Origin of the sequence: Streptomyces sp. XD-27 (genome assembly GCF_030553055.1) — a bacterium.
In the GTDB taxonomy this organism is placed as follows: domain Bacteria; phylum Actinomycetota; class Actinomycetes; order Streptomycetales; family Streptomycetaceae; genus Streptomyces.
Genome location: NZ_CP130713.1, coordinates 4,958,148 through 4,977,402 on the forward strand (window position 1 = coordinate 4,958,148; position 19,255 = coordinate 4,977,402).

General features: G+C 72.3%; 18 protein-coding genes and 1 pseudogene. 10 read left to right on the plus strand and 9 right to left on the minus strand.

Annotation, left to right across the window (positions count from 1 at the left end; genetic code table 11):
• Positions 1–112: 112 nt before the first annotated feature.
• Together Q3Y56_RS21495 and Q3Y56_RS21500 are read left to right on the plus strand one after the other, a co-directional pair.
• A complete protein-coding gene (locus Q3Y56_RS21495; RefSeq protein WP_304463486.1) occupies positions 113–511 on the plus strand; it encodes a hypothetical protein in 399 nt (132 codons plus the stop codon).
• 68 nt (positions 512–579) lie between these two features.
• Positions 580–975, plus strand: a complete 396-nt coding sequence (locus Q3Y56_RS21500) for a hypothetical protein (protein ID WP_304463487.1) — start codon at positions 580–582, stop codon at positions 973–975.
• A 158-nt stretch (positions 976–1,133) separates the two neighbouring features.
• Here the strand turns inward: Q3Y56_RS21500 and Q3Y56_RS21505 are convergent, their stop codons facing one another.
• The gene (locus Q3Y56_RS21505) at positions 1,134–1,772 is read right to left on the minus strand and encodes a TetR/AcrR family transcriptional regulator (RefSeq protein WP_304463488.1); all 639 of its coding nucleotides are present in this window, start codon (positions 1,770–1,772) and stop codon (positions 1,134–1,136) included.
• Positions 1,773–1,945: 173 nt separating this feature from the next.
• On the opposite strand from Q3Y56_RS21505, the gene Q3Y56_RS21510 reads away from it, so the two are divergent.
• The gene (locus Q3Y56_RS21510) at positions 1,946–2,773 is read left to right on the plus strand and encodes an NAD(P)H-binding protein (RefSeq protein ID WP_304463489.1); all 828 of its coding nucleotides are present in this window, start codon (positions 1,946–1,948) and stop codon (positions 2,771–2,773) included.
• 101 nt (positions 2,774–2,874) lie between these two features.
• Here the strand turns inward: Q3Y56_RS21510 and Q3Y56_RS21515 are convergent, their stop codons facing one another.
• On the minus strand, positions 2,875–3,822 hold the full coding sequence (locus tag Q3Y56_RS21515; protein WP_304463490.1) for an NADP-dependent oxidoreductase: 948 nt from the start codon (positions 3,820–3,822) through the stop codon (positions 2,875–2,877).
• A gap of 73 nt (positions 3,823–3,895) precedes the next feature.
• Between Q3Y56_RS21515 and Q3Y56_RS21520 the strand changes: the two genes are divergently transcribed.
• The gene (locus Q3Y56_RS21520; RefSeq protein WP_304463491.1) at positions 3,896–4,927 is read left to right on the plus strand and encodes a GlxA family transcriptional regulator; all 1,032 of its coding nucleotides are present in this window, start codon (positions 3,896–3,898) and stop codon (positions 4,925–4,927) included.
• 1 nt (position 4,928) lies between these two features.
• On the opposite strand, the gene Q3Y56_RS21525 is transcribed toward Q3Y56_RS21520, so the two are convergent.
• On the minus strand, positions 4,929–5,960 hold the full coding sequence (locus tag Q3Y56_RS21525) for a Ku protein (RefSeq protein ID WP_304463492.1): 1,032 nt from the start codon (positions 5,958–5,960) through the stop codon (positions 4,929–4,931).
• Between the two features lie 30 nt (positions 5,961–5,990).
• Between Q3Y56_RS21525 and ligD the strand changes: the two genes are divergently transcribed.
• The 4 genes from ligD to Q3Y56_RS21545 all read left to right on the plus strand — a co-directional run bounded on the left by ligD (position 5,991) and on the right by Q3Y56_RS21545 (position 12,003).
• Complete coding sequence (ligD, locus tag Q3Y56_RS21530; protein ID WP_304463493.1) at positions 5,991–6,881, plus strand: non-homologous end-joining DNA ligase; 891 nt, start codon at positions 5,991–5,993, stop codon at positions 6,879–6,881.
• Positions 6,882–7,826: 945 nt separating this feature from the next.
• The gene (locus Q3Y56_RS21535; protein WP_304463494.1) at positions 7,827–10,079 is read left to right on the plus strand and encodes a glycosyltransferase; all 2,253 of its coding nucleotides are present in this window, start codon (positions 7,827–7,829) and stop codon (positions 10,077–10,079) included.
• Complete coding sequence (locus Q3Y56_RS21540; protein ID WP_304463495.1) at positions 10,076–11,344, plus strand: acyltransferase; 1,269 nt, start codon at positions 10,076–10,078, stop codon at positions 11,342–11,344. Before Q3Y56_RS21535 ends, Q3Y56_RS21540 begins: the two co-directional genes overlap by 4 nt.
• A gap of 71 nt (positions 11,345–11,415) precedes the next feature.
• A complete protein-coding gene (locus tag Q3Y56_RS21545) occupies positions 11,416–12,003 on the plus strand; it encodes a hypothetical protein (protein ID WP_304463496.1) in 588 nt (195 codons plus the stop codon).
• A 44-nt stretch (positions 12,004–12,047) separates the two neighbouring features.
• On the opposite strand, the gene glpK is transcribed toward Q3Y56_RS21545, so the two are convergent.
• Both glpK and Q3Y56_RS21555 read right to left on the minus strand, forming a co-directional pair.
• The gene (gene glpK / locus Q3Y56_RS21550; protein ID WP_304463497.1) at positions 12,048–13,565 is read right to left on the minus strand and encodes a glycerol kinase GlpK; all 1,518 of its coding nucleotides are present in this window, start codon (positions 13,563–13,565) and stop codon (positions 12,048–12,050) included.
• Positions 13,566–13,645: 80 nt separating this feature from the next.
• Positions 13,646–14,488: an MIP/aquaporin family protein gene (locus Q3Y56_RS21555; RefSeq protein ID WP_304463498.1), complete on the minus strand. Its 843-nt coding sequence runs from the start codon at positions 14,486–14,488 to the stop codon at positions 13,646–13,648.
• Positions 14,489–14,905: 417 nt separating this feature from the next.
• On the opposite strand from Q3Y56_RS21555, the gene Q3Y56_RS21560 reads away from it, so the two are divergent.
• Positions 14,906–15,625 (plus strand): type I-E CRISPR-associated protein Cas6/Cse3/CasE, encoded by a 720-nt coding sequence (locus Q3Y56_RS21560; protein ID WP_304463499.1) that lies wholly within the window; start codon positions 14,906–14,908, stop codon positions 15,623–15,625.
• An 83-nt stretch (positions 15,626–15,708) separates the two neighbouring features.
• On the opposite strand, the gene Q3Y56_RS21565 is transcribed toward Q3Y56_RS21560, so the two are convergent.
• Both Q3Y56_RS21565 and Q3Y56_RS21570 read right to left on the minus strand, forming a co-directional pair.
• On the minus strand, positions 15,709–16,419 hold the full coding sequence (locus Q3Y56_RS21565; protein WP_304463500.1) for a YafY family protein: 711 nt from the start codon (positions 16,417–16,419) through the stop codon (positions 15,709–15,711).
• Between the two features lie 26 nt (positions 16,420–16,445).
• Positions 16,446–17,522 (minus strand): alpha/beta hydrolase, encoded by a 1,077-nt coding sequence (locus tag Q3Y56_RS21570; protein ID WP_304463501.1) that lies wholly within the window; start codon positions 17,520–17,522, stop codon positions 16,446–16,448.
• 259 nt (positions 17,523–17,781) lie between these two features.
• Here Q3Y56_RS21570 and Q3Y56_RS21575 point away from each other — a divergent pair, with 259 nt between their 5' ends.
• On the plus strand, positions 17,782–18,216 hold the full coding sequence (locus Q3Y56_RS21575) for a hypothetical protein (RefSeq protein WP_304463502.1): 435 nt from the start codon (positions 17,782–17,784) through the stop codon (positions 18,214–18,216).
• Between the two features lie 119 nt (positions 18,217–18,335).
• Here the strand turns inward: Q3Y56_RS21575 and Q3Y56_RS21580 are convergent, their stop codons facing one another.
• A complete protein-coding gene (locus Q3Y56_RS21580; RefSeq protein ID WP_304463503.1) occupies positions 18,336–19,007 on the minus strand; it encodes a class I SAM-dependent methyltransferase in 672 nt (223 codons plus the stop codon).
• Positions 19,004–19,147: pseudogene (locus tag Q3Y56_RS33555) on the minus strand (class I SAM-dependent methyltransferase); the annotation flags it as partial. The gene Q3Y56_RS21580 and the pseudogene Q3Y56_RS33555, both read right to left, overlap by 4 nt.
• Positions 19,148–19,255 lie beyond the last annotated feature (108 nt).

A 19,255-nucleotide genomic window follows, 5' to 3' on the forward strand; every position in this document is an offset into this window, starting at 1 on the left:
TTCGCGTCACAGCCGTGTCACAGTCGCCCCTCAAGATCACTTCTGACGCTAAATGATCATAAGCTTTCCTCGACCAATCGTTTGAAGGGGGAAAGGCATGACCATTTCTCGTGTGAGCAAGGTCCTCGGGGCGGGTGCGGCCGCTGTCGCATGCGTGGCCCTGGCGGGCTCGCCGGCTTCCGCCGGCACTAACACCGCGCATGCGCGCTCTATGGGCCACCACGGCTGCAGCTTCAACTCTGAGGGCTGGTTCGTGGCAGACGGCGACACGCTGTACATCAAGGACACGTGCGCCGAAGGCGATGACGCGATGCTGAAGGTGGATGTGGCTCCGATGAAATCGGAGGAGTGGAATTACGACCACCTGATCAGGAACTCCGGCGGGAAGGGGTCGACGAAGGTCGAGAACGGCTTCAACTTCCCCGAGGGCAAGAAGATCTGCATCTCCGTTGGTTCGGCGAAGGGGCGCGAGATGGGCGGATTCGGCCCCTGGAAGTGCGGAACGACGTGATCTCGGCCCTGAGCGCTCTGGCTCGCACGTAAATCGATCAAGGGGGAATAGGTATGACCATGTCTCGTGTGAGCAAGGTCCTTGGAGCGGGTGCGGCCGCGGTTGCATGCGTGGCCTTGGCGGGCTCGCCGGCTTCTGCCGGGACCAACACCGGGTATTCGCGCGGTATAGCCCATCAAGGCTGCAGCTTCTCCTCTGAGGGCTGGTTCAAGGCCAATGGCGACACGCTGTACATCAAGGACACGTGTGGCGATGGCTGGGCTGCGGAGCTGAAGGTGGATGTGGCTCCGTTGGCCGGGCAGACGGATTATGACCACCTGATCACGAATAACGGTGGGAAGGGGTCGACGAAGGTCGAGAACCGCTTCAACTTCCCCGAGGGCAAGAAGATCTGCGTCTCCGCCGGCATATCGGTCAACGGTGAGATGGGTGGATTCGGCCCCTGGAAGTGCGGAACCACGTGATCTCGGCCTCGACGGCTCCGAACCGCGCACGACGGGGGAACCGGGCCGGCGCGTAGCAGTCGATGACCGCCCGCTGTGGCGCGGACGCGGTGTGCAGCCCCTGGTCGCTGAGCGAGTACCGCTCCGCGACCAGGGGCGATTGCCGTTCGGCTGCGGTGTCAGGCCAGGTGGCGGATGACGCGCCGGAGCTGCTCCGCGTAGCGCTCGTGGAACTCCGGTGAGTCCGGCTCCACCCCGAAGGCCCGGCGGACCACGTGCGGCATCACGATCGGGGCCGCGACGGCGCCCATGAACAGCAGCAGCATGGCGGCCGGGTCGAGGTCGTCGGCCAGCTCGCCCGCCGCCTGCCGCCGCCGCACATCCGAGACGTCGGACACGTCCGACGGGTCCTCCGGGGCCCCCTCCTGCGCCGTGCCGCCGGTGAGCGCGTCCCAGACGGACAGGCGGAGGCCGCGGGGGTCGGCCAAGGAGTGCCGGAGGTAGGCCGCCACCACGTCCTCCAGGGGGAGGGCCGGGTCGTTGAAGGTCGCCTCCTCCGCCAGCCACTGGCGGCCGATCTCCTCGTACAGCCCCTCCTTGCCGCCGAAGTAGTAGTTGATCAGCTGCTTGTTGAGCCCGGCGCGATCGGCGATGTCCTGGACGCGGGCGCCCGCGAACCCCTTGGCCGAGAACTCGTCCTTGGCCGCCTCCAGCAGCAGCCGCCGGGAGCGCTCGGCGTCGATCTTGCGTTCCTCGGGTGCGGGCGTACGACGGGGCCGCTTCGAGGCGGGCGGCGGCGTCTGGGGCGTTGCGGTCACGGGTTCAGGTTAGCGGTGTCGTCAGCCGACCGCCTGACGACGTCACCCATCTGTGTGTTTGACAAGTTCATCCGTTTGGTTGAACCTGGTGGTGCGCCGGTGGCGGGGGCCATCGGTGAGACGGGGTATGCGCGCCCAGTTCGGGCGAGCGCAGAAAAGCGGGGAGAAACGACATGATCGTGGTGACCGGAGCCACCGGGAAGGTCGGCCGGTACGTGGTGCGCGAGCTCGCCGGGGCGGGTGCGAAGGTGTGCGCCCTCAGCCGGGACCCGGAGTCGGCCCAGGTGCCCGCCGGGGTGCAGGTGGCGCGCACCGGCGACCTGCCCATGTGCGACGTCCAGGCTGTCTTCCTCAACCCGGCGGTGATCTGGGCGGAGGGCCCCGGGGCCTTCCTGCGCCAGGCCGCCTGGCACGGGGTGCGCCGCGTGGTCACCCTCTCCTCGTCCGCCGTCCTCGACGCCGGGCCCGGCAACCCCATCGGCACCCACCACCGGGAGCTGGAACGCGCCATCGAGGAGTCCGGGCTGGAGTGGACCCACGTCAGGCCCGGGGCGTTCGCGTCCAACGCGGGTCAGTGGGCCGCGCAGATACGGGCGGGGGACGTGATCCACGGCCCGTACGCCGAGGCCGCGCAGGCCCCGGTGCACGAGGCGGACATCGCCGCGGTCGCCGCCCGGGCCCTGCTCTCCGACGAGCTCGTCGGCTGCGCGCCGGTGCTGAGCGGGCCGCAGTCGCTGACCTTCGCCGAGCAGGTGCGGGTGATCGGCGAGGCGATCGGCCGTCCGCTGCGGTACGCGGAGATCCCGCCGGAGGCGGCGCGCGAGCGGATGACGGACGGCGGCCATATGACGGCGGAGATCGCGGACTCGCTGCTGCGGATGTTCGCGGGGACGGTCGGCCGCCCCGCCGAGATCTCCGCGGAGACCGAGCGGATCACCGGCCGCCCGGCCCGCACGTTCGCCGAGTGGTGCGCGGAGCACGCCCCGCGGCTCTTCGCCTGACGGCGGCCGGCCCTTCTGGTCGGCCCTTCTCCTCGGGGGATGCCCTCAGGCCCCTCCGGGGGCCGCAGGGGGGCAACGGGCCGGCCATGCGGCCGTGCGCCTCAGCCGACAGTGAGGACGATCTTGCCCCGGGTCCGGCCCAGCTCTCCGTACGCGTGGGCCTTGGCGGCCTCGTCCAGCGGCAGCACCGTGTCGACCTCGGCGCGCAGCTTCCCCTCCGCCACCAGCTGGGCGATCGCCCGCAGCCCCGCCGAGTCCGGCTCGACCACGGTCCAGCCGGAGTGCACCCCGGCCGCCTCGGCCTCTGCCGCGGCCGGGAGGTCGTCCGGTGAGGGCAGCGTCACCAGGTGGCCGCCGCGGCGCAGCACGCCGAGGGAGCGCGTTCCGTAGTCGCCGCCGAACGCGTCCAGGACGACGTCCACGTCCCGCACCGTCTCGGTGAAGTCCACCCGCGTGTAGTCGACGACCTCGTCGGCGCCGAGCCCCCGCAGGAAGTCGTGCTTCTCGGCGCGGGCCGTCCCGATGACATAGGCGCCCCGTGCCTTGGCGATCTGCACGGCGAGGTGGCCGACGCCGCCCGCGGCCGCGTGGATCAGCACCCGCTGCCCGGCCCGCAGCCCGGCTGTGTCGACCAGGGACTGCCAGGCGGTGAGCGCGGCCAGCGGCAGCGCGGCGGCCTGGACGTGGTCGACGCCGACCGGCTTGCGGACGAAGCGCCGGGCGGGGGCGGTGACGAACTCGGCGTAGCCGCCCGCCTGTTCCGGGAAGCGCGGCATGCCGAAGACCTCGTCGCCGGGTGCGAAGAGGGTCACGCCGGGGCCGACGGCCTCGACGGTGCCGGAGACGTCGTAGCCGAGGATCGGGGGTGCGCCGACGGGCCCGATGGGCCCGTTGGCACGGACTTTCCAGTCGACCGGGTTCACGCCCGCGGCACGGACCCGGACGAGGATCTCCGTCAGGCCCGGCTCGGGGCGGTCCACCTCGATCGGAGCCAGGACCTCGGGGGCGCCCCAGGCGCGGGGGCTGACAGCGCGCATCGTCTCGCTCATGGACGTGTCCTCTCTGGTGAGCGGGACACCAGCGTGCGGCGGAACGATCGATCACCGTGTTGGCAGTTTGGTCATGATGCGACAGGATCTGGCCATGATGGTCAAGGACAGCGGCTGGCGCAGGCATCGCGTGGCGGTCCTCGCCCAGGAGGGCGTCTACCCCTTCGAACTGAGCATTCCGTCACGGGTTCTGGGCAACGCGGAGGACGCCGAGGGGCGGCCGCTGTACGAGGTGGTCGTCTGCACCCCGGACGGCTCGCCGGTGCGCAGCGATGCCGGGTTCTCGGTGGCGGTCGAGCACGGGCCGGAGGCGCTGGCGGCGGCGGACACCGTCGTCGTTCCGCCCACCAGCCGGCTCGGCCCCTTCGGGCAGGGCGATCCGCTGCCCCCGCCGACCGCGGCCGCGCTGGCGCGGGTCCGCCCCGGGACCCGCCTGGTCTCGATCTGCACGGGCAGTTACGTCCTCGCCGCCGCGGGGCTGCTCGACGGCCGCCCGGCGACCACGCACTGGCAGGTCGCCCAGGACTTCCGGCGCGCCTATCCACGCGTCACGGTGGACGAGGACGTGCTCTTCGTGGACGACGGCGACGTCCTGACCGCCGCCGGGGCCGCCGCGGGCGTCGACCTCTGCCTGCACCTCATACGCCGCGACCACGGCGCCGCCGTCGCCAATCACGTGGCCCGCCGCTGTGTCGTACCGCCGTGGCGGGACGGCGGGCAGGCGCAGTTCATCGAACGGCCGGTGCCCGAGCCGACGTCGGCGACCACGGCCGCGACGCGCGCGTGGGCCCTGGAACGGCTCCAGGAGCCGCTGACGCTCGGTGAACTGGCGGACCACGCCCGGATGAGCCTGCGCACGTTCACCCGCCGCTTCCGCGACGAGGTCGGCGAGACCCCGGGCCGCTGGCTCACGGCCCAGCGCATCGAACTGGCCCGCCAGCTCCTGGAGACGAGTGACCTCCCCGTCGATCTGGTGGCTCATCGCGCGGGCTTCGGCACGGCCAACTCGCTCCGCCAGCACATGCGTTCCGTCCTGGGGGTCTCGCCGGTCGCCTATCGGCGTACGTTCCAGGCGCGCACCCGGCCGCGCGCGGGGAGCGCCTAGGTCAGGACGCCGTCCTGGGCTTCCGCTTGGCGGGTTCCTTCTTCGCCGCCGTCGTCTTGGCCGCGGTCTTCTTGGTCGCGGTCTTCTTCGCGCCGGACGCCGTCTTCTTCTCGCCCGCCCCGCCGCCCCCGCGGCCGCCCCCGGCCGACGCCGCGCGCTTGGCCGGGGTCTTCTTCGCCGTCTTGCGGGCGTGCAGCGTGGTGACCGTCGCCTCGGCCTTCTCCTCGCCTTCCGCGCCCTCCTCGGCCGCTTCGCCGCGCGCCTTCCTGGCCGTCCGCACGCTGTCCTTCAGCGCCGCCATGAGGTCCACGACCTGGCCCGTCTCGCGCGGCTCACCGAACTCCACCGACGGGGCCGCCCCGGACACCTTGGCCGCGACCAGTTCCTCCAGGGCCTCGTGGTACTCGTCGTGCAGGTCGTCCAGCTCCACCTTGCCGAGCGTCGCCATCAGGGTATCGGCCAGGTCGAGTTCCGCCTTCTTGACCGTCACCTTCTCCTTCGGCGCCAGGCCGGTCGCGTCGCGCACCTCGTCCGGCCAGACCAGGCGGTGCATGGTGATCGTGTCCCCGAAGACGCGCAGCATGCCCAGCCGCTCCCGGCCCCGGTGGACGTACTTGGCGATGGCCACCTTGTCGCTGCGCTTGAGCGCCTCGCGCAGCAGGACGTACGGCTTGGCACCCGTGGCGCCGTGTACGCCCAGGTAGTAGGCGTCACCCATCTGGAGCGGGTCGATCTCGCTCGCGGGGACGAACGCCTCGATCTCCAGGGTGTGCGTGGTCGGCAGCGGCAGCGCCGCCAGGTCCTCGTCGGAGATCGGGATCAGGCTGCCGTCGGCGTCCTCGTAGGCCCTGCCGATGTCCTGGGTGTCGACCGGCTCGTCCTCCAGTTCGCACACCTTCCGGTAGCGGATCCGGCCGCCGTCGGCGGTGTGGATCTGGCGGAAGGAGACGGAGTGGTCCTCCGTGGCCGGGTACATCTTGATCGGGATGCTGACCAGGCCAAACGAAATAGCCCCATTCCATATGGCTCGCATCATTGATCCCTTTCATGGGATTCTTATCCTATGTCGCCGATCGCGGAGGTGGAGGGGCGGCGTATCGCCCTGCGGAATCTGGACAAGATCATCCATCCGGCCACCGGCACCACCAAGGGCGAACTGCTGCACTACCTGGCGTCGACCGGCGCCGTGCTGCTCCCGCACCTGCGCGGCCGCCCCCTGGCGTTCCTGCGCTACCCGGACGGCCCCGACGGCGAGAAGTTCTTCACCAAGAACCCGCCGCCCGGTACGCCCGCCTGGGTGAAGACCGCCGAGGTCCCGCGCCACGAGGGCGAGACGGCCCGCCAGGTGCTGATCGAGGACCTGGCGACCCTGATGTGGGCCGCCAACCTCGTGGTGGAGCTCCACGCGCCGATGTGGCGCGCCGCCGACGGCTACGGCGTGGCCGACCGGCTCGTCTTCGACCTCGACCCCGGCGAGCCCGCCACCGTGGTCGAGTGCTGCGCCGTCGCCGTATGGCTGCGCCAACGGCTGGCGGAGGACGGCCTGCGCGCCCTGCCCAAGACCAGCGGCTCCAAGGGCATCCACCTCCTCGCCCCGCTCCGGCCGACCGGATCCGCCGCCGCCACCGCCTACGCCAAGCGGATCGCCCTGGAGGCGGAGCGGGCGCTGCCCAGCCTCGCCCTGCACCGCATGACGCGGTCGCTGCGGCCCGGCAAGGTCTTCGTCGACTTCAGCCAGAACGCCGCCGCCAAGACGACCGCCGCCCCCTACACGCCGCGCGCACGCCCCGAGCCCGCCGTCTCCACGCCCGTGACATGGGCCGAGATCGAGGGCTGCGACCGCCCGGGCCAACTCGCCTTCCGTATCGAGGACATCCCGGCCCGCCTCGCACGGCACGGGGACCTGCTGGCCCCGCTGCTCGACTCCGACGCCGCCGCCGCGCTCCCCGCGTGACGCCCGCGTGGTCGTTGAATAGGCAAGTTCTTAGCGGGAGTTGTTCGTCTCATGCCTCCCGAGAGGGCTTAACCAACGCGTTACGTCGTGGTAGGTGTGGTGTTCACAGTGATAACTGAGTCTGATGGCGCCGACTGCCTCCAGTGACGCGGGCTGGTCAGCGTGATCGTGACCTTCGGTCCTCCCCCCACGATCCGACCAGGATGGGACCACAAAGATGCGGAATCTGCCGGAGCGTGCCCTCGCGCTCCCCACACCGTCTGCCACCGCCGTGCCGGCCGCGGCTCCTCGCGCGCCCCGGCGAAGAACCGGCTCACCCCGCTAGGTCCGCCCGGACCCGGTGCCCCGCACCGGGTCCGACGTGACGACCACGGCACGGGCCGCCCCGCCGCGGCAGCCGCCCTCCGGAAGCGATCCGCCGCGTCCGGGCGCCCCCACGCGCGCGTACCGCGGCGGTACGGAGGCGGGCCGCACCGGCCCGGCCGGTTCCCACGCGCCATGAGGCCACGGCGTGTTCCGCGCACCGCGCGTCTCCCAGAGGCACCGCACCGACCAGGCGTGCCTCCCGCGGGCAGCACACCGACCCGGTGCGCCCCGCCGGGCGGCGCCGCGCCCAACTGGTGAGCCGTTAACAGGGAGTTCACACGCCGCGCGCAACCCGCCGCTCGGGCGTGCGCTCTTCGTACGCGCAGCACGTATCCGCACCGCGTACGCACAGCGCACGCGGCCGCGCGCCCCCCACGGCGTGTCCCTGCAGACGCCCCCGTGCACGGCCTGCCGCCATGCAAGGAAGGAAACCCAGGTGCTCACTTCGCACCCGACGCCCACCCCCGGGACCCCACCCCACGTCACTCCCGGGACCCCACCCCACACCGGGCCGGTGACCATCCCCGGCCCCCGTCCCGCCCCTCGTCCGCCCCGCGCGGCCGGGTCCTCACCGTCGGCATGCCGGGCCCCCGGCTCGACCGGCTGACCACGACGCTGCTGTCCACCGGCCACGAGGTACGGCACGCCGTGCCCAGCCAGGTGACCCGCCAGCTCCAGCAGGCGCCCCCCGACGCCATCGTCGCCCTGGACGACGACCACGTCAGGGGCGATGTCATCCGCGAGGTCCGCACCGACCCCGCGGGCCAGGCCCTGCCGCTCCTCGTGGTCAGCGCCGCACCCGGACCCGCCGACGTCGCCGACATCCTGCGGCACGGGGCGGACGACTGCATTCCGGACACCTCCGACCCCGTCGAGCTGTCCGCCCGCATCGAGGCCAAGCTGCGCCGCGTACCGGTCCCGGTGGAGAACCTGCTCCTCGACCCCCGCACCGGCCTGTACTCCGAGCCCCACTTCCGGGACGAGCTCGACCGGGAGCTGGGCCGCCCCGCCGCGGGCCGCCGCGGCGGCGTGATGGCCCTGGTCGCCGTCGCCGAGATGGGCGCCCTGGAAACCCGGCTCGGACCCCGCGTGCGCCGGGAGGTCGCCGAGCGGCTGGCCGCGGTCGCCGAGAAGCTCGGCAGCTCCTGCGACCGGCTCGGCTGGGACGACGAGGGCCGGCTGCTCGTGCTGATGCCCGGGATCGAGGAGGAGGCGGCGCAGCGCGGCCTGGAGCGGTTCGCCGCCGCCGTCGCCGGGACCCGCTTCATCGTCGCCGACGAGAACGTGCGGCTGACCCCGGCCATCGGCTGGACCCCGCTGGCCGGCTGCGCGGACCAGGCCCAGGCCGTCCGCTACGCGGCCGACGCGGTGGCCGAGGCCGTCAGCCACCGGGATCTGCGCCCGGTCAGGTACGAGGCGTGGATGCGCGGGACGCACCGCCGCCCGCACGCCTTCGGGGTGGCCGTCCGGACCGTGCTGAACGCGCTCTCCCCGGTCCTGGTCCTGCTGGCCGGGGTTGCCCTGCCGTTCCTGCTCTACACGCAGACGTACGCGATGGGCTGGGACCTCGGCTCCGCCATGTACTGGGTGGTGGTCGCCGGCCTCCTGGTCTCCGCGGTGCTCATCGTGCTGGAGTGCCTGTACGCGCTCGACGCCACCCAGCGCCCCGACGGGCCCCCGCGACGCCCCGACGGGCCCGCGCAGCCGTACCCGCCGGCCAGCGCCGTCATCGCCGCGTACCTGCCGAACGAGGCCGCGACCATCGTCGACACCGTCGAGTCGTTCCTGCGCCTGGAGTACCCCGGCGAGCTGGAGATCGTGCTCGCCTACAACACGCCGCACCCGCTGCCGGTGGAGGACACCCTGCGCGCGATGGCGCGCCGCGACCCGCGCCTGGTCCTGCTCCCGGTGTCCGGCAGCACCTCCAAGGCCCAGAACGTCAACGCCGCCGTGACCCGAATACGCGGCGAGATGGTCGGCATCTTCGACGCCGACCACCACCCGGCCCCCAAGTCCTTCCAGCACGCCTGGCACTGGCTCTCCAACGGCTACGACGTCGTCCAGGGCCACTGCGTGGTCCGCAACGGCGACAGCTCCTGGGTGGCCAGGATGGTCGCGGTGGAGTTCGAGTCGATCTACGCGGTGAGCCACCCGGGCCGCACCCGGCTGTACGGATTCGGGGTCTTCGGCGGCTCGAACGGCTTCTGGCGCACCGATCTGCTCGCCCGCACCCGGATGCACGGATCGATGCTCACCGAGGACATCGACTCCACCATGCGCGCGCTGGCCGAGGGCGCCCGGTTCACCGTCGACCGCACGCTCATCTCCCGCGAACTGGCCCCCACCACCGTCAAGCAGCTGTGGAACCAGCGGTCCCGCTGGGCGCAGGGATGGCTCCAGGTCTCCCTCAAGCACCTGTGGCGGGCCCTGCGTTCGCCGGTGTTCACCGCGCGCCAGAAGCTGGGGATGTTCGTCCTGCTCGGCTGGCGCGAGGCGCAACCGTGGCTGACGCTCCAGATGCTGCCGATCCTGCTGTACTCGGTGTGGAAGGAGGGCGGGCCGCAGAACATGGACTGGGCGGTGCCCGTGTGCCTGCTGGCCACGCTGGTCACGCTGTCCGCCGGGGTGGTGCAGGCCGCGTTCGCCCGGCGGCTGGCCGTACCCGAACTGCGCAGGAAGCGCGGCTGGTTCTGGCGGTACCTGCTGGTGTCGACGTTCTTCTACAGCCACTTCAAGAACATGCTGGCGCGGCACGCCTGCCTCAAGGAGGCGCTGGGGGAGCGGCAGTGGCGGGTCACCCCGCGCGCGGCGAAGGCGGGGGACGGCGCGTGAGCACCACCACCACTGCCACCGCCAGGACCACGGCGACGGCCACCGAGGCCACCACCGCGCAGGGCAAGGGCCTGCCGCCGGAGGGCGCTCCCGCCCGCAGCCGGGCCCGGGAGATCGAGGGCTACCGCGGGCTCGCCGCGCTGAGTACGGTCCTCTTCCACGTATGGCAGCAGTACTTCCGGTACGACGCGGACGGTGCCCACCCACCGGTGGACAACCACTTCCTCGGCTCGCTGATCTCCCTTGAGGTCATCGACCTGTTCTTCGTGCTGTCCGCCTACCTGCTGGCCCTGTCCTACGCGCGCGCGGCCATCGACGGGGGAACGACCCGGCCCGCCCGCTCGTTCCTGTACCGGCGGGTCGTCCGCATCGTGCCGCTGTACTTCCTGGCCGTCATGGTCGTCTGGTCGATCCGCAATCCGACCCTTCCCGGAAACTGGTCGGACCTGTTCGAGCACCTGACGTTCACCCACGTCTGGGACCGGGAGCAGATCTTCTACACCATCGGCCCGACCTGGTCGCTGTCCCTGGAGATCATGTTCTACTTCGCGCTCGTGGTGCTCGGACCGCTGGCGGTACGCGCCTGCCGGCGGCTGGAGCGGCGCGCCGCCCGGGTGGCCGTGTGCGCCGCGGGCTGCCTGCTGCTGTACGTCGGGCCGCTGGTGTGGATCGCCGTCGCGCGCTACGGGTTCGAGGTGCCGCACACCGACTGGCCCGTGTACTTCGGCCCGCAGGCCCGGTTCGGCGGGTTCGCGGCGGGCATGGGCCTGGCCGTCCTGGTGACCGCCCTGAAGGACCGGGCCCGGGTGGGCACGGGTGCGGCCTGGACGCTGCGGCTGACGGCCGTCGCGGGCGCGTACGGCCTGTCGCTGCTGACCACCGACCCGGAGAACGCCGCGTCGACGTTCTTCCACCCGGCCGCGTCCCTGCTGTGGGCGGTCCTGCTGTTCAGCACGGTCCACGTACGCCGACCGGAGCGCAGGCGCGGGATGCTGACCTCCCGCTGGCTCACCGGCGTCGGGCTGGTCAGCTACAGCCTGTTCATCTGGCACGAGCCGGTCATGCTCGAACTCGACAGGGCCGGACTGCTCCCGGCGAGCCAGGCGGGCTATCCGCTGGCCACGCTGATCGTGCTGCTGGTGGCGCTGCCCGTGGCGGGCTTGAGCTACTGGGTGGTGGAGTACCCGACCGGCATGCTCGGCAAGCTCAAGGACTACCGCGGCAGGCCGCGCGACTTCTACGCGGAGGCGAAACCGGCGCGGTGACGGAGAGGGGCCGGTCCGGACACCTGCCCGGACCGGCCCCTTCCGCCCGCAATGGCAGACAAGATGGGCGCATGAGACACATAGGCAAGCTTCTGCCACTGCTCCTGCTGCCCCTGGCGCTGACCGCCTGTGGGACGGAGACGAGCGCCGCGGCCGCCGACGGGTTCGACCGCGCGGAACTGGAGGCCCGCGCGAGGGCGCTGGGCACCGAGCTGGACATGGTGTACGTCACCGACATCCCCGGCTACAAGGTCGCGCCCCAGTCCGTCGGCGTCATCGGCGACCACGGCTTCGGCAGCTTCTACGTCGACTCCGGCAGCGGGCGGATCGAGCTGCGGGTGGACGAGCGCAGGGGCGCGCCCACCGGCGAGCGGGACGGCGAGAGCTGGTACAGCGCGGAAGGGGGGACCCATGAGTACGTGCGCGAGGACGGCGGGCGGGTCATCAGCCTCTCCGCCGACCAGGACGACGTCACCCGCGACACCCTCCGCAAGGCCGTCGAGCAGGCGCATCAGGCCGACGACGACGAGCTGGCCGAGGTCCTGCCCCCGGTGCGGAACGGCGGCGGGCAGGGCGGCACCGAGCGCGGCGACCTGCCGGCGACGGGCGACGGCGCGCCGCAGGACCCGCCGGGGTTCACCGAGGGCACGAGCGGCTGACCCGCGGGCGGCCGGACCGGTGTCGGAAGCGCGGCCGCCGCCGGTCAGGTGACCTTCACCCAGTCCAGGCTCCGCTCCACGGCCCGCTTCCACCCCTCGTACCCCTCCGCACGCCGCTCCTCGCTCCACTGCGGCTGCCACCGCTTCGACTCCTGCCAGTGGGACCGCAGTTCATCGGTGTCCTGCCAGAATCCGGTGGCCAGCCCGGCGGCGTAGGCGGCGCCCAGCGCGGTGGTCTCGGGGACCACGGGACGGCTGACCGGCACCCCCAGGACGTCGGCCTGGATCTGCATGCACAGGTCGTTGGCCGTCACTCCGCCGTCCACCTTCAGGACGTCCAGGTGCACGCCGGAGTCCCGCTCCATGGCCTCCACCACGTCCCGGCTCTGGTAGCAGATCGCCTCCAGGGTGGCCCGCGCGAGGTGGGCGCCGGTGTTGTAGCGGGCCAGGCCCACGATCGCGCCACGGGCGTCGGACCGCCAGTACGGGGCGAACAGCCCGGAGAAGGCGGGCACGAAGTACATGCCGCCGTTGTCCTCGACCGAACCGGCCAGCCGCTCGCTCTCCGCCGCGTCGTTGATGATCTTCAGCTGGTCCCTGAGCCACTGCACGGCGGCGCCGGTGACGGCGATGGAGCCCTCCAGGGCGTAGACGGCGGGACTGCCGTCGAACTGGTACGCCACGGTCGTCAGCAGCCCGTACCGGGAACGGACCAGCTCGGTGCCGGTGTTGAGGACGAGGAAGTTCCCGGTGCCGTAGGTGTTCTTCGCCTCGCCGGGGGCGAAGCAGACCTGTCCGACGGTCGCCGCCTGCTGGTCGCCCAGGACGCCCGCGATGGGGATGGCGGCGCGCAGCGGCCGGGAGGTGCGGGCCTGGCCGAAGGCGTCGGGGTGGGCGGACGGGTGGATGGCGGGCAGCATCGCGTGCGGGATCCCGAAGAGGCCGAGCAGTTCGTCGTCCCAGTCCAGGGTCTCCAGGTCCATCAGCATGGTGCGGCTGGCGTTCGTCACGTCCGTGGCGTGCACGCCGCCGTCCGGGCCACCGGTGAGGTTCCACAGCACCCACGCGTCGGTGTTGCCGAAGAGCGCGTGGCCGCGCTCGGCGGCCTCGCGGAGGCCGTCCACGTTCTCCAGCAGCCACTGGATCTTGCCGCCGGAGAAGTAGGTGGCGGGCGGCAGCCCGGTCTTGCGGCGGATGACGTCCCCGTACCCGTCGCGTTCGAGGGCGGCGGCGATGCGGTCGGTGCGGGTGTCCTGCCAGACGATGGCGTTGTGGTACGGGCGGCCGGTCCTGGGGTCCCAGACGACGGTCGTCTCCCGCTGGTTGGTGATGCCGATCGCCGCCAGGTCGGCGGCGGACAGGTCGCAGTCGCGCATGGCGTTCTGCATCACCGTGTTCGTGCGCTCCCAGATCTCCACCGGATCGTGCTCGACCCAGCCGGAGCGGGGCAGGATCTGGCGGTGTTCGAGCTGGTGCCGGGCGACCTCGCTGCCGTCGTGGTCGAAGATCATGAACCGGGTGCTGGTGGTGCCCTGGTCCACCGCGCCGACGAAGTCGGGCATCGCTGCTCCCTCCGCTCCCTGGGGTCTCGTGCTCGGGCTTCGTCGAGGCGGGGGCCTCGGGCTTCGTCGAGGCTGCGGCCTCAGGATTCGTCGAGGCGGGGCGTCTCGCCCACTTCCTGCTGCCGGGGCACCGGGAGGTACCGACTGACGACGGCCTTGTAGAACGCGGCGCCGACGACTCCGCCGACCAACGGGCCGACGATGGGCACCCAGAAGTACAGATCGCCGTCCTGATCTCGCCAGGCCTCGCCGTACCCGGTGATGAAGCTGGCCAGCCGGGGCCCGAAGTCGCGGGCGGGGTTGATGGCGTACCCGGCGTCGGCGCCCCACGCCATGCCGATCGCCACGACGATGAGCCCGATGACGAACGGGGCGAGGTTGGCGGTCGGGGCCGTGTTGGCCACGTCGGTGACGGCGAAGACCAGCAGCACGAGGATCGCGGTCCCGATCACCTGGTCGCGCAGGGCGCCCCACTCGCTGACGGGCAGCACCCCGTTGCCGGGCAGGGTGGAGAAGACCCCCTGAGTGGCGATGGTGTGCCCCGGGTCGGCGGCGGCCAGGGCCTCGGTGTAGTTCCACCGCACCAGCAGCGCGGCGACGAAGGCGCCGGCGGTCTGCGCCACGGCGTAGGGCGCCACCTTGCGCCAGGGGAACCCCTTGAACGCCGCGAGGGCGAGGGTGACCGCCGGGTTGATGTGGGCGCCGCTGAGCCGGGCGGCGACGTAGATTCCGAGAGTGACGCCGAGCCCCCAGGCCCAGGCGATGCTGTCGTGGTCGCCCAGCCCGCCGTCGGTCAGCGCCCCACCGGCCACCACTTGGGCGACCACGCCGCAGCCGAAGAGGATGAGCACCATCGTCCCGGCGAACTCCGCGGCCAGTTCCCCGACCAGCCCCGAGCGCCGCGCCCGCGTCTTGTCAGCCATGTCCACCATCGTGTGGCGACAGTTCGTGGACCGCGCGCGGTGTACGACCGTACGGGGAGGCGTACGGCCGTACGGGGGCACGTGGTCCCGGCCCCCTTCCGGCCCGCCTTACCACGGCTGATGCCGTGACGACCGAACTTTCGTCATGGCATAAGCCAGACTGACGATGATTTATGCGTATCCATCAGATGAAATGCCCTTGCTGTAGTACGGTCTCACCTCCTCGGCCCACTTCCTTGGCCCACCTCCTCGCCCTCGCCAGTCCACCGGATGGGACCCCCCTCTGTGACCACGCCCCCGATCCAGCCGGTCCGATCGCCTCGGCTCACCTCCCCTCGGTTCACCTCCCCTCGGTTCACGTCGCCTCGGCTCACCACGCCTCGGCTCACCTCGGCCCGGTTCATCTCCTGCCACAGCGTGCTGGATCTGGACGCGCGCCATCCGCTCGCCCAACGCGCCGTTGTCGACCCCCGCCTCATGCACCGCACGGTCATGTCCGGCTTCTACGGCTGGGCCGAACCGGACGGCCCCGACCCCCGCGCCCAGATGGGCATCCTCACCGCCTGGGCCCTCGACCCGCGCACGAACACGGTGCGCGTCGTCGTCCAGTCCCGCGTACAGCCGGACTGGACGTCCCTCCCCAGTCGGGCGCTGGCCAGGGAGGCCACCCTGCTGCCCGTCGACATGCGCGTGCACCGGGGCGACGTCCTCTCCTTCCGCACGGTCGTCAGCCCGGTCCGCGACCGGGAGCTGTGGCAGGACACCCCGCAGGGCCGCCGCCCGACCCGCCTCCGGGTCGCGGACACCACCGCGAGGTACGCCCGCGAGTGGTTCGCCGAGCGCCTCCAGCCCGCCTGCGGCGCCCCCGTCGGCCGCGACGGCGTCCGCCGGATCGGCGCCACCGGCGACCCCTTGGCCATGACGGTCCGTATGCTCCCGAAGCTCACCCTCGGCGACTGCCACCGCGGCAGGGCACTCGCCCGCGCCGAGATCCGCGGCACCCTCACGGTCACCGACCCCGCGGCCTTCACCCACGCCCTGGAGGCGGGCATCGGCCCGGGACGGGCGTACGGGGCGGGACTGCTGCTCGTACGGCGGCGGGACGGGGCGCCGGGTGCGCACGGCGCGCTGGCGTGAGGGAGAAGAGCCGGTCCCGGAGTGAAGAGAGAAGGGCCGGTCCCGAAGTGACAGGGAGAAGGCTCAGTCCCGGAGTGAAGGGCTCACGCCCGGAGTGAGCGGAGCGTCTCCGCACGGCGGACGCGGGCCGCCAGGTCGCGGTCGAGTTCGGCGATGGCGCGGGCGGGGCTCGGTTCTCCGGTGAGCTCGGCGGCGCGGACGCGGTCCAGGCGGAAGCCGCGTCCGGCGCGGCGGCTGCGGCACCAGCCGATCAGGTACCAGGAACCCTCGGCGGCGAGCAGTCCGCCCGGCTCGACCTCGCGTTCGCTCTCCTGGCCGTCCGCGTCGACGTACCGGATCCACAGCACCTTCCCCTCCGCCACGGCCCGTTCGACGGCGGTCAGCGCGCCGGGCGCGGTCCGCGAGGGCAGTACGTGGATCAGCCCGGTGAGCGCGCGGACCTCCTCGGCGGTGGACTCGCCGAGAGCGGCGGCGAGTTTGCGCATCGCGCTCCGGCCGGCGGCCGAGAACGGGGTGGTGTCCTCGGCGCCGGCGAGCGCGGTGGCCACGGCGAGTGCCTCGGCGGCCGTGAGGTTGACCGGCGGCAGGCTGGTCCTGCGGTCGATGAACCAACCGCCCCGCCGCCCGGCCTCGGCCCGTACGGGCACCCCGCTCTCCAAGAGGGCCTGGAGGTCGCGCTGGACGGTGCGCCGGGACACCTCGAACCTGGCCGCGAGCCAGCCGACGGTACGGGGGCGGGGCGCGACGGCCCGGAGCTCTTCGACCAGGGCGTAGAGGCGTTCGGTGCGATTCATGACGGCGTAAGGCTAACGGCGTAAAGCTAGGCGAGGGCCCTCCGCAGGAACGCTTCCTGGGCGGCCAGTTCGCGGCGGGCGACGGTGGTCGGGGCGAGCGTGAAGCCGTGCCACCCCTCCGCGACGATCTCCAGCTCGACGGGGTTCCCGGCGGCCCGCCAGCGGGCGGCCATGAACAGGGTGTCGTCGAGTACGGGATCGGCGGTGCCGACGGTGAACCGGGCCAGGGGGAGTCCGCCGAGGTCGGCATGGAGCGGGGAGATGTCCGGATCCAGGCGCTCGGCGGGGCCGAGGCCCGGCAGCAACTGCTCGCGGAACCACGTGAGAATCGGCCTGTTGATGAGCAGGTTGCGGTCGCCCGCGCGCCGCGCGCTGGGAGTTCCCAAGGCCAAATCGTAGGAGCCGAAAGAGAGTTGGGCGGCAAGGAACCTGTCGGCCGGCGCGACCGCGTGCCGGTCGCGCAACCGCAGCAGCGTGGTGACGGACAGTCGGGCGCCGTGCGACTCCCCGCCGATCAGCAGCCGCTCGGTGCCGAACTCGGCGCCGGCCCGGTCCAGCAGCCACAGGGCGGCCTGCTCGGCGTCGTCGGCGCCCGCCGGATAGGGGTGCTCGGGGGCCAGCCGGTACTCGACACTGACCACGGCGACCCCCACGTGGTGCGCCAGGTCGCGCAGCCGGACGTCCTGCCCGTCGGCGGAGCCGATCACCCCTCCGCCGCCGTGGAAGTGCAGGAACACCCCGCCCGGCTGACGGTCCTCGGGCGGGGTGAGGACCCGCAGCCGCACGCGGTGACCGGACGGCGCGGTGACCGTACGCCAGGCGGCCTCCGGAAGCAGCGCGACAGCCGGGAACCCGCCACCGCCCGCCCGACGCAGGGCCCGGGCTGCCGGAGGGTCGTCCTGCACGTGCAGCGGGATCTCGCGGTCGAGCAGCCGCTCCAGGTGGTCGTTGGCGGCCCGGGTCTCGGCCAACTCGGCGGGGTCGAGCCCGGTGGTGGCGATGGAGTGGGCGGCGGGTGCGGCGTATGCGGTGGATTCGGCGGGCGAAGTGGGTGCGGTGGATTCAGTGGACGCGGTGGATTCGGTGGAGTGCGCGGTGTTCATGCGACCACGGTCGTGCGGGCCCGCGACACCGTGATGTCACCGTTCTGCCGTGAACTGGACCACACGGTGCCCGGGGCGGGCTCCCTGACCGCGTATGGCAAGGTATGCCGACGACTCGCGCCGACCGGCCTCGCAAGGGAGTCCGGCCCGCGGCTGCTTCCCGGGTACGGGCCCCGCAGCGGCGCCCGGGGAGCCGGACCGCCGCATGCCGGACGGGGGCATCCCGGCCCGGTCCACGCCCGATCTTCCAGGAGTACCCGTGAACGGAAAGCGCCGAAGACTGCTGCTGGCCACCGTCGACCCCATGCTCGAGCCCGGGGAGCAGGTCGAGGTGGCGACCATAGTGAACCTGAGTTCCGTCTCCGTACGCCGGACGGCGGCGTTCGCGGCAGCCTCGGCGATCATGAGCGCCGGTGCGATGGCAGTGATCCCGGCGCCGACCCCCATGTACCTGGCGATGACCGACCGTCGCCTCTTCATCTTCCGGGCGAACCCGACGTTCGCCCGCCCGGAGGAGCTCCTGATGACGATTCCGCGCACCGGTCTCGTCCGCTCGGAGATCAAGGAGCGCCTGCTCAACTCGTCCTTCGTCGTCTCCTCGCCGGACAGCGACCAGGGTCTGAAGATCATCTTCCCCCTGATCGGCCGCAAGGACCGAGACGCGGTAGCGGCCGCCCTGCCCCTGGCCGCCTGACAGCCCCCGCCCGGGGCACCGGCACGCCACGGGAACCCGCCGAACCCACGGCAGCCACCACCTCTGATGACGCGTCCGCACACGCACACGCACCGCACACGCAAACGACGCTGTCGCCCCTACGGAAGCCGCCGCACCAGGAGGTAGGACCGCCGGCTGGCGTGCTCGAGGCCGGGGTGCGGTGCTCGGTCGAGTCGTGCGGCGAGGGTGAGGCCCGCGCGCGCGAGGGCTGCCGTTTCGGCGGCCGGGTCGAGGAAGCGGAAGGTGAGGTCGACGGGGCGGTCCCACCATTCGGTGAGGTGTCTGGCCTGCCCGGAACGGGTGTCGGTGTCGCTGGTGTGGAAGGCGATGAGGGCGTGGCCGCCGGGGCGCAGTACGCGGGCGAACTCGGTGTAGGCAGCGGCCCGTTCGTCCTGGTCGAGATGGATCACCGCGTACCAGCACAGGATCCCGCCCGCCGCGTGGGAACGGATCGGCAGCGCGGTCATGTCCGCCGCGGCGAACGGCAGAGCGGTGGCGCGGCGCGCGACGGCGCACATGGCCGGCGACAGGTCGACACCGAGAGTCCGGGCTCCGTGGCGGGCCAGGTGGGCCGTCGCGTGCCCCGGGCCGCAGCCGACGTCCACGATGGGCCCGCCGGGGGCCAGTTCGACGAAGGCGTCCAGCAGGGCGCGGTCGAGGGGTTTGCCGTCGAGTTCGTCGCCGATCTCGGTGGCGTAGCGCTCGGCCACCGCGTCGTAGCTGCGGCGCGTTGCGGCGGACGCCGCGGCGTCCGAAGGAGGGGCGGTCATACGTGGCTCCAGGCGGTGATGACGATACGGCCGCCGGGCCGGCAGGACCGTACGAGTTCGTTCGTTGCCGCGGCGGGATCGGCCGTGTACATGGCGCTGAAGACCGACAGTACGCGGTCGAAGGCGCGGTCGGCGGCGGGGAGTTGTTCGGCGAGGACAGTTCATGGTCGTCCGGACTGATTCCGCCGTCCCGGCTGATCACGTCATCCGGGCTGATTCCGCCTGACCGGGACGGTCGCGACCGGCCC

Excerpts from the sequence above, each read along its gene's own strand:
- Q3Y56_RS21510 (WP_304463489.1), top strand. The coding sequence starts at position 1,946 with ATGATCGTGGTGACCGGAGCCACCGGGAAGGTCGGCCGGTACGTGGTG.
- Q3Y56_RS21515 (WP_304463490.1), bottom strand. The coding sequence starts at position 3,822 with ATGAGCGAGACGATGCGCGCTGTCAGCCCCCGCGCCTGGGGCGCCCCC.
- Q3Y56_RS21520 (WP_304463491.1), top strand. The coding sequence starts at position 3,896 with ATGATGCGACAGGATCTGGCCATGATGGTCAAGGACAGCGGCTGGCGC.
- Q3Y56_RS21525 (WP_304463492.1), bottom strand. The coding sequence starts at position 5,960 with ATGCGAGCCATATGGAATGGGGCTATTTCGTTTGGCCTGGTCAGCATC.
- ligD (WP_304463493.1), top strand. The coding sequence starts at position 5,991 with ATGTCGCCGATCGCGGAGGTGGAGGGGCGGCGTATCGCCCTGCGGAAT.
- Q3Y56_RS21535 (WP_304463494.1), top strand. The coding sequence starts at position 7,827 with ATGCCGGGCCCCCGGCTCGACCGGCTGACCACGACGCTGCTGTCCACC.
- Q3Y56_RS21545 (WP_304463496.1), top strand. The coding sequence starts at position 11,416 with ATGAGACACATAGGCAAGCTTCTGCCACTGCTCCTGCTGCCCCTGGCG.
- glpK (WP_304463497.1), bottom strand. The coding sequence starts at position 13,565 with ATGCCCGACTTCGTCGGCGCGGTGGACCAGGGCACCACCAGCACCCGG.
- Q3Y56_RS21555 (WP_304463498.1), bottom strand. The coding sequence starts at position 14,488 with ATGGCTGACAAGACGCGGGCGCGGCGCTCGGGGCTGGTCGGGGAACTG.
- Q3Y56_RS21565 (WP_304463500.1), bottom strand. The coding sequence starts at position 16,419 with ATGAATCGCACCGAACGCCTCTACGCCCTGGTCGAAGAGCTCCGGGCC.
- Q3Y56_RS21570 (WP_304463501.1), bottom strand. The coding sequence starts at position 17,522 with ATGAACACCGCGCACTCCACCGAATCCACCGCGTCCACTGAATCCACC.
- Q3Y56_RS21580 (WP_304463503.1), bottom strand. The coding sequence starts at position 19,007 with ATGACCGCCCCTCCTTCGGACGCCGCGGCGTCCGCCGCAACGCGCCGC.